Source organism: Vibrio sp. 2130-1 (assembly GCF_033339515.1).
In genome coordinates this window covers 1-7,836 of sequence record NZ_JAWOUT010000035.1, presented here as the reverse complement: position 1 = coordinate 7,836, position 7,836 = coordinate 1, and the positions used below count along the sequence as shown (strand labels likewise).

Below are 7,836 nucleotides of genomic sequence, written 5' to 3'. Positions count from 1 at the left end.
TTGTTTCCAACCAAACATGAACTAACGAGAACTTTTACCACTGGAACTCCTTTATATACGAGAAATAGCTAACGCCCAATTAAGGGGTGAACAACGCCACCACTAAACCTGATGCATTGTAACGTAATCACTAGATTTGAAGTGGATGCAAAAATGCCAAGCGTTGAGAATCCCTCTTAAATTGTTTGTTAGCATTACAGTTCCCACCCAGACTTATATGTTCTAGTACTCAACAAGCTACAGAGCTCGTCCATCACTTTCATAGATTTTTCAAGCCTCGGTTTCCTTTCTTCCGAAAGGGCATCATTGACCCAATGACGATTATGAACATACAAGTTGTAAGGGTTGATGATGCATTTGAAATCAATGCTTAATGACGTCGACAGCGTAGAATCAGCCATGTAACTATGAGGCAGACCCGCTGAAGTTACAAACGTCACCACTTTATCGAAGAGCGCGCCAGTTAAGCTGCCATCAGGAGGTGTAGACCCAACATACTCAATGTATTTTTTTAACTCAGAACAACATCCCCAATTGTAAATTGGGCTGCATAAAACAAGACCACTAGCTTCAGACGTCAATTTATGTAACGTCTTATATTGTTCCGTCTGATATATTTTGTCGTTGTCAAAATTCGGTATATTAAGTTCAGCCAAATCAACAAATTTAACTTGTCTATCCAACGATTGTAGCTCGTCAATACAGAGCTTAGCGATTTGACGGCTTCGACTCTTTGGGTCTAAGCTCGAACTTACTACCAAAATGTACATGTTATCTCCTGCCGAATACTAACGCCGCGTTAAGTGGTGAACAACGCGACCACCTAGCCTAAACCATTGTGCCGTAACCACTTAAGCTGATTCAAACTGAAAATGCCAAGCGTTGTGAATCCGTCTTGAACGCTTTGTTATGTTTGTTGCTCGATTGATCGAAACTCGATTTTTACTAACTCAACAAATTGCGCTCGAATTTCAGGCATACTCTTACGTTCAACCGAAATTTCTGCATTAAGATCAAGAATATGGCCAACAATTTCTTTAGCTTTGTCATACACATCTTTTCCCGCAAGTAACTCAATTTCAGCAAGTAACCGAGATATATCTGAAAGAAAAGTTGGCTCTGAGCTTTTCTTCTCTATTGAGTTCAAAACTAAACTATTCACCTCAGCCAAAAACTCACTGTACAACTTTCTGCGATTTTCTAGTTCATACCTAATATTTGATTGCCTGAATTCTATTTGCTTTATCTTAGCGCTAGTGAAATGACTTATACCACCACCAATAATTGCACCAATCGCTGTAAATATAGCGATCAAAATTTCATCACTCATTCAAAATTCCCTCTGAAAACATAACGCCGCGTTAAGTGGCGAGCAACGCTAACGAACAACTTACCGTATTGCGCTGTAAACACAAAACCCAATGCAAACCAAAACTGCCAAACGTTGCGAGTCCGACTTAAACGCTTTGTTATGTGAAACGTGCGATGCACTCCAATTAAACCACCGTAGAAACGAAAAATTTGCTTCTGCTACGTCAACCGAAAAAGCCAAGTTTAACCTGAATGCCACAGCGAAATTTTCCAAAGAAAACCACTTACAGAATCAACAGCAAAGAAGGCGGCCTTTCAGCCAACGTCTCACCTTTTGCGACCACAAACTTTCAGAGCGAAAACCTCAGCGACAAAAACAGCTTCCAGGACATTTCAATTTCAGCGTTCTAAAGCCACGAAACACACAACAAACCAGAACCAAAACTCAAATGAAGCAACACTGAAACACTTTGAAAACGATTCAGCTCACTGCCGAAAACGCATAACGAACGCTCAAAGAAACCCAGAAATTAACCTCAAACATTCATCCGACACATAACGCCCAATTAAGGTGTGAGGCACGCGACCACGACACTCAATTTGACCACCGTAAACACTGAACACAACTCAAACCAAAAATGCCAAGCGTGCTGAATCACTCTTAAATTGTTTGTTATAGCGCATTTTCCGACGCGCGCATTACTGACAATACTTTCGATAGTACGTTCGGAATACCCGTGCCTTTTAAGTAGCTAACACTAGTATTACGACTTGTGGTTTCATCGAACAATTCGTGAAACGAGCTTTGTTTTTCAATAACAACAGCAGGTAGTTCATACCCATCTTCATTGAATTGATCTGCTGTAATATCAATAATATAACCATTGCACACCAACCACGCATGGGATAGGTTGAAATTTTCACCTAGCCCATTACCACAGACATACTCACTGTCTAAGTTGTGGTACTGCAATAAATACAGACCTAGCAAATCTGTAGCATCTCCACAGCAACCATTTGGAAAGCCAGAAGAGTGATAAAAACTAGTCATACTATGAAAGTCTGATTTCTCAAAACTCGCCAAAATATCCCTAATTTGATGAATCTTTTTCTTAACTTCTTTATTCAAACCAAACTCCAACATTGCCTTGCGCTATAACGCCGCGTTAAGTGGTGAACAACGCGACCGCTGAACCTAAACCATTGCGCCATAAACACTAAAGCTGATTCGAACTAAAAATGCCAAGCGTTGTGAATCCGTCTTAAACGCTTTGTTATACAAACTTTTACAGCTTTTCCGCCAACTTCTTAAGGTAAGATTTGGCTAGTTCATTTTTACCTCGACTTAACCACTTTATACACTCTAAAAGTTCCCAGATTAAGCCTTGGTCACCATTTGTGTATGCAGGAAAGTCTTCGTGCTTTGGTGCTGGAGCTTCGGTTAATCGTGACTCTACGGCACCCGCTTTATCAAATAGCACTTTGAAAGGTCTTGATATATCAAAAGGTTCGCTTAGATCTAGGCAATGAATCTCTGTGCTGGTTAAATCCGTAAAGATGTACTTTGTAAAGTAAGCATTCTCATTATGGAAGCCTTGATTACGATAGAAAATCTCTTTGCCACGCTCAAAAGCTGAGAAACACTCTTGTGTGGACTTATGGAATTCATTTTGAGTAAGAATCAAAATGTCAGCGTCAGATACTCGGTCACCCTTACCTGAAGCCAATGAGCCTAATAGCACTGCGGCAACCACATTGTCTTCAGAAATAAACGCAGAACAAGCAGATTTAACCAGTTCATTTTGAAGGGGAAGATTTTCAAGATTAAGTTCTTCTAAACTCACAGTCACCTCCGTTTGTATAACGCCTTGCTAAGGTGTGAGTAACGCAATACAAAAGCTACCGCACAGCGCCTTAATCATCATAAGCCACCGCATAGTAAAAATGCCACGCGTTACGAATCACTCTTAAGCAATTTGTTAGTACATGCGCTACTTCTATTTGTGCGCTCCAAGATATTGAAAACTGGCATGATATGAAAGGCTTTGAACACTGAAGTGAGACGGGCAGCTACAAAACTTTACCCCATTGAAAGACGAAAGTTGGCTAGAAGAAAAACGCACTGAACAACCCTACTTTCACTTGCTTCAAATTAGAAAAGGATTCGGTCCTCGTACTTCAACAACCACACCAAAAGTAATCAAAGTTCTCTCAAAAGCCACCACGAAAATGAAGAAGCGCCAAAGAAATAGGCTAAGAGTTAGAAGCCGTAAACGGTGAAATCAAAGCGAACACTCCCCATATAGTGCCACCGGAAAGAACGTGAAAGGCACTAACTGAAAGGTGTAAATACGAGCGCCAAAATAGATAAACACCAAAACTTATGACCTTTGATGTCAAACCCGTACTAACGCCCTGTTAAGGTGTGAGCAACGCAATACTGAAGCTCCTGCATACCACCTTAACCACTAAACCTAACGCATAGTAAAAATGCCACGCGTTGCGAATCACTCTTAAACAGTTTGTTAAGTGTTCTTGCTCCACGATAAATTCTTAATAGTCACCTTCGCTATCTACAACATCTAAGGGAATATCATCGATAGTTTGTCCAGCTTTCCAACCAGTTTTATGCAAAATCTCCTCAGGAGTATCCTCTGGCACCATGAACCAATAGCAGTAAGTCATTTCTCCGCTATTGCCAGTGTTTGCATTAAGCTCAGCTCCCATTTCTTCCCAATCATCATCAGAGATGCCAAGGTATCGAGAAAGATGGCTGTCGGGGATTTTTATAAGTGTCGAGGTAAATGTTCCTGTAGTACGCTCTTCTCTAACAGTTTCATGGCAATAAGGACAATCAATTGGCTCTCGACAAGCTCCACATATTCCACCGCCACCGATTTCAGCTACCGAAAATTTAGCTCCACATTTAGGGCACTCTTCATTCATATAAAATCTCCTATTAAAACTAAGATTTGAGCACATGCTAGTAACATGAACACTTAACGCCGCATTAAGGTGTGAGCGACGCAATACCGAAGACGCTGCAAACCACCTTAATCACTAAATTCAACGCATAGTGAAAATGCCACGCGTTGCGAATCCCTCTTGAGCAGTTTGTTATGTGTTTTCAACCGAAGCTTTTGGAGCAGTGTTCTTTGCTATCTGAATCAATGTATATGATATGCCACATATGAAAAATTTGGCTATCCATAGCATTATCCCAGATATGAGAGCACCAATACCTAGTTGAATTCCATGCAAGACAGTGGAAAAGATACCAACTGCCACTATTAGTACTGCTAGACATGTTACAACCACATCCATGATTCTGATTAGTGACTCAAATCGCTCGACTTTTTTCATTTACACTCCCTGTAATTCATTTAAAAGCGGATATTATCTCATTTTAAATAGCTGGCTCGATGTAATCCTGACCAAGACACATAACGCCCTGTTAAGGTGTGAGCAACGCAATACCGAAGCCGCTGCATACCACCTTAAACACTAAACCCAACGCATAGTAAAAATGCCACGCGTAGCGAATCACTCTTAAACAGTTTGTTAGTTGAATTGTTTCACAGCCCTACACTTGGGAAAGGTTGAACAACCCCAAAACTGTTTACCTATATTTTCACCACGCTTGGTTTCACGCAACACCATTTCAGAGCCGCAACGGGGGCACTCATTTGAGCTAACTTTGGATGCAACAACTTCTTTGACATGTTTACGATGCTTTAAATCCGTAATGACTCCGCGCTTTAACTTTAGCTGGTTTATAGACTCTGTTAACCGAGCATAATCATTGTCAGAGAACACTACCTCGTTAAATTGCTGAATGTATCGAATACTTCCTCGAGCGTAGGTAACGTTTGGAGGCATTTCGGTTTTAAAGGTACTGTCGCCAATGAAAACAATAACTGAATGCAAGTGTTCTTCACTGCAACCTAGCAAGGTTTCCAGAGCTTTTATGTGCTTGTAATTCTGATGCAGTGGGTTCTGAAATTTAGAGGAATGACGGTAAATCTTTTGTGTCCACTGTTTCTGGCGAGCTGAACCAAATATCCAACCTTTCATATTCTTAGTTTCAACGACGAAAATGCCATATCTAGAAACCACAATATGGTCGACTTGAGTTGTACCATCGTTAGTCGGCAACGTTACGTCTTTTATTAGTGTGTAATCAGGCTCTGGTAATTTGGACAAAAGACGGTTCACGAGAAACTCACCAAACACACCTTTTAGCCACCTACTTTTGAAAACGCTAACAATGAGCAATAAAGGCACTAGATACCAGACTTGCGCAAGCACATTAAGAAATGCTTCAAAAATATTCACGGATTTTCCCTATTCAACTAACGCCGCATTAAGGTGTGAACAACGCGACCACTGAACCTAACCTTACCACCGTAAACACTGAACTAAGCGATGGAATGAAAAATGCCAAGCGTTGAGAATCACTCTTAAATGCTTTGTTAGAGCGCATCTCGCCGTTCTCGAGAAAGTGAGTTTAAAAATAAGCCTATAATTACCATTCCAAGGATTGATTCAAGACCAACCAAAAAGCGATTTAAGTCAGAGATTGGAACAATATCCCCGTAACCAAGAGTAGTTATTGTAACGATACTCAAGTACAGCATACGACCAAAATTACCACTAGATTCTGATGGAAAACCATTCTTTGCTGCTACATAGCCATCAATCTTACTGTCGAGAGCAAAAGGGGTTTCTATTAAGCTTATATCCGAATAATAAGATAAAACTTGAGGAATAAGAGTGATTAACTTCTTTTCTTTATCGAGGATCGGCTCATTGGTTTGCAAAATACGTGTCGAATAACAGTCGTTTTCTGTGCAAGTACTTAGTTCAGGGTTACGTATAAAGTAAAAGGTTGTGTTCTTCCCGACAGCGTCAGTATTTCTGGTAAACATAGTATAGACAGAAAACTCTACTTTATTCTCGTATGTCCGCAAAGAGTGCACCGAAAACTTGTCTTCAGCTAATGTCCACCCATCATAACTATCTGGCGAGAAATTTGACATCGGCTTTAAAATCGATTCAATTGATTCTAAAATTTCTTGAGAATCATAATCTAAACTTCGCTCAAATTGAGACGTCGAATGGTAAAAACCGCTACTGCTGAAAGTAAAAATTACCGCAAATAACAAAATGCATAAAAAATATGCGCCCCCCCAAAGTAAACTTGGAACCTGCGCAAAATAATCTGATATGGCCACTAATTTTTCTTTCAAATCTTTCAACCCTTTAATAATGCTTTCTCCTGACTTGATTCTGCGCTCTAACGCCGCGTTAAGTAGTGAGCAACGCTAACCACCTAACCTAAACCATTGCACCGTAAACACAAGACCCAACCTTGAACTGAGAATGCCAAGCGTTGGGAATCTGTCTTAAACGCTTTGTTATTGCTTTTCTATCTTGGCAAATGAACTTGCAAGCAACTGAGTCTCTCCAGTTTCATGAAGCCAAATATAAACTTCTGGTTTGAACTGTGCTGATTCTTTTAAGAAAACCATTTGATCTCCAAGACCGTTGCCGGCAATTGCCAATGCATTGTGTGGAAAGTTGCCAAAACCAAAACATGACCTAGTTTCTTCAATAATGTGGTTGCAAGTACGAGATAACCTTTTCCGATCAGAATTGTCCTTAATTGGATAAAGTTCCCAATCGTCCTCTTCAGTCGTTACTTCACCACCATTTTCAATTTTCATTGATTCGCGATAATCATGAGGAAGCACAGCACCAAGCTCAACCTCTGTATTGACTAATTGTTCTTCTGATAGATTGAATGCCACTTTTTACTCCAAAGCTATAACGCCGCATTAAGGTGTGAGCAACGCTGCCACCTACACTAAACCGTTGCGCCGTAAACACGAAACCCAACCTTGAACTGAAAATGCCAAGCGTTGAGAATCACGCTTAAATGCTTTGTTATGTTTGTTGAATTAGCAGCCGCATTATCTATTAGAAACGACATCTTATTTTTAGTTTCTTACCACTCACAGTAGTTTTTAGAATTAGGCTTGTCCGGATCAAGAATTTGAACACAGAAGTTGTTTGACAGTTTATATTCACCGATAGCTGCTCTTACAGCATCCGATGTAACAGCAGATGAAAAATCAAACAAAAATGGTAAAATATCTCTACTTTTATCCCATTCTTTAGACAAATCTTCCGCAACATCTAAACCCAAATTCCAATGCCCTTCATTCATGCTGGAAAAATCATATAACTTCCATGCTGCAATATCATCCAATGATGCGGAATCTCCAGATTCATAGAAAGAAACTTCTATCTTAGAGTGCCACGGAAACACCCCAATATCGATCAGATCAATTTCTTTATCTGACAACCTTTCAAGGTTTGAACGAAAATATTCGAGAAGGGCTTTCTCTATTTTTTTTATACAATATTCCATTTTTTCCTCGGAGAACATAACGCCGCGTTAAGTGGTGAGCAACGCATACCACCGCACTCAAACCATTGTGCCGTAAACACTAAAGCTGATTC

9 protein-coding genes are annotated in these 7,836 nt (G+C 40.1%); all 9 read right to left on the bottom strand.

Annotation, left to right across the window (positions count from 1 at the left end; genetic code table 11):
• Positions 1–194: 194 nt before the first annotated feature.
• Entirely contained in the window at positions 195–770 is a 576-nt protein-coding gene (locus R7Q09_RS23755) for an NAD(P)H-dependent oxidoreductase (RefSeq protein ID WP_318071302.1), read from the bottom strand.
• Positions 771–907: 137 nt separating this feature from the next.
• Positions 908–1,330: a hypothetical protein gene (locus R7Q09_RS23750; RefSeq protein WP_276392200.1), complete on the bottom strand. Its 423-nt coding sequence runs from the start codon at positions 1,328–1,330 to the stop codon at positions 908–910.
• 654 nt (positions 1,331–1,984) lie between these two features.
• On the bottom strand, positions 1,985–2,440 hold the full coding sequence (locus tag R7Q09_RS23745) for a hypothetical protein (protein ID WP_318071303.1): 456 nt from the start codon (positions 2,438–2,440) through the stop codon (positions 1,985–1,987).
• Positions 2,441–2,597: 157 nt separating this feature from the next.
• Complete coding sequence (locus tag R7Q09_RS23740; protein ID WP_045613107.1) at positions 2,598–3,155, bottom strand: nucleotidyltransferase domain-containing protein; 558 nt, start codon at positions 3,153–3,155, stop codon at positions 2,598–2,600.
• Between the two features lie 709 nt (positions 3,156–3,864).
• Positions 3,865–4,257 carry a hypothetical protein gene (locus R7Q09_RS23735; protein ID WP_176312770.1) on the bottom strand — a complete coding sequence of 131 codons (393 nt, stop codon included), beginning with the start codon at positions 4,255–4,257 and terminating at the stop codon, positions 3,865–3,867.
• A gap of 615 nt (positions 4,258–4,872) precedes the next feature.
• Positions 4,873–5,646: a nuclease-related domain-containing protein gene (locus R7Q09_RS23730; protein WP_132937366.1), complete on the bottom strand. Its 774-nt coding sequence runs from the start codon at positions 5,644–5,646 to the stop codon at positions 4,873–4,875.
• Between the two features lie 137 nt (positions 5,647–5,783).
• The gene (locus R7Q09_RS23725) at positions 5,784–6,560 is read right to left on the bottom strand and encodes a potassium channel family protein (RefSeq protein ID WP_318071304.1); all 777 of its coding nucleotides are present in this window, start codon (positions 6,558–6,560) and stop codon (positions 5,784–5,786) included.
• A gap of 168 nt (positions 6,561–6,728) precedes the next feature.
• Positions 6,729–7,121 carry an SMI1/KNR4 family protein gene (locus tag R7Q09_RS23720; protein ID WP_318071305.1) on the bottom strand — a complete coding sequence of 131 codons (393 nt, stop codon included), beginning with the start codon at positions 7,119–7,121 and terminating at the stop codon, positions 6,729–6,731.
• Between the two features lie 197 nt (positions 7,122–7,318).
• Positions 7,319–7,744, bottom strand: coding sequence for a hypothetical protein (locus tag R7Q09_RS23715; RefSeq protein WP_080996695.1), 426 nt, complete (start codon positions 7,742–7,744; stop codon positions 7,319–7,321).
• Positions 7,745–7,836: the final 92 nt, after the last annotated feature.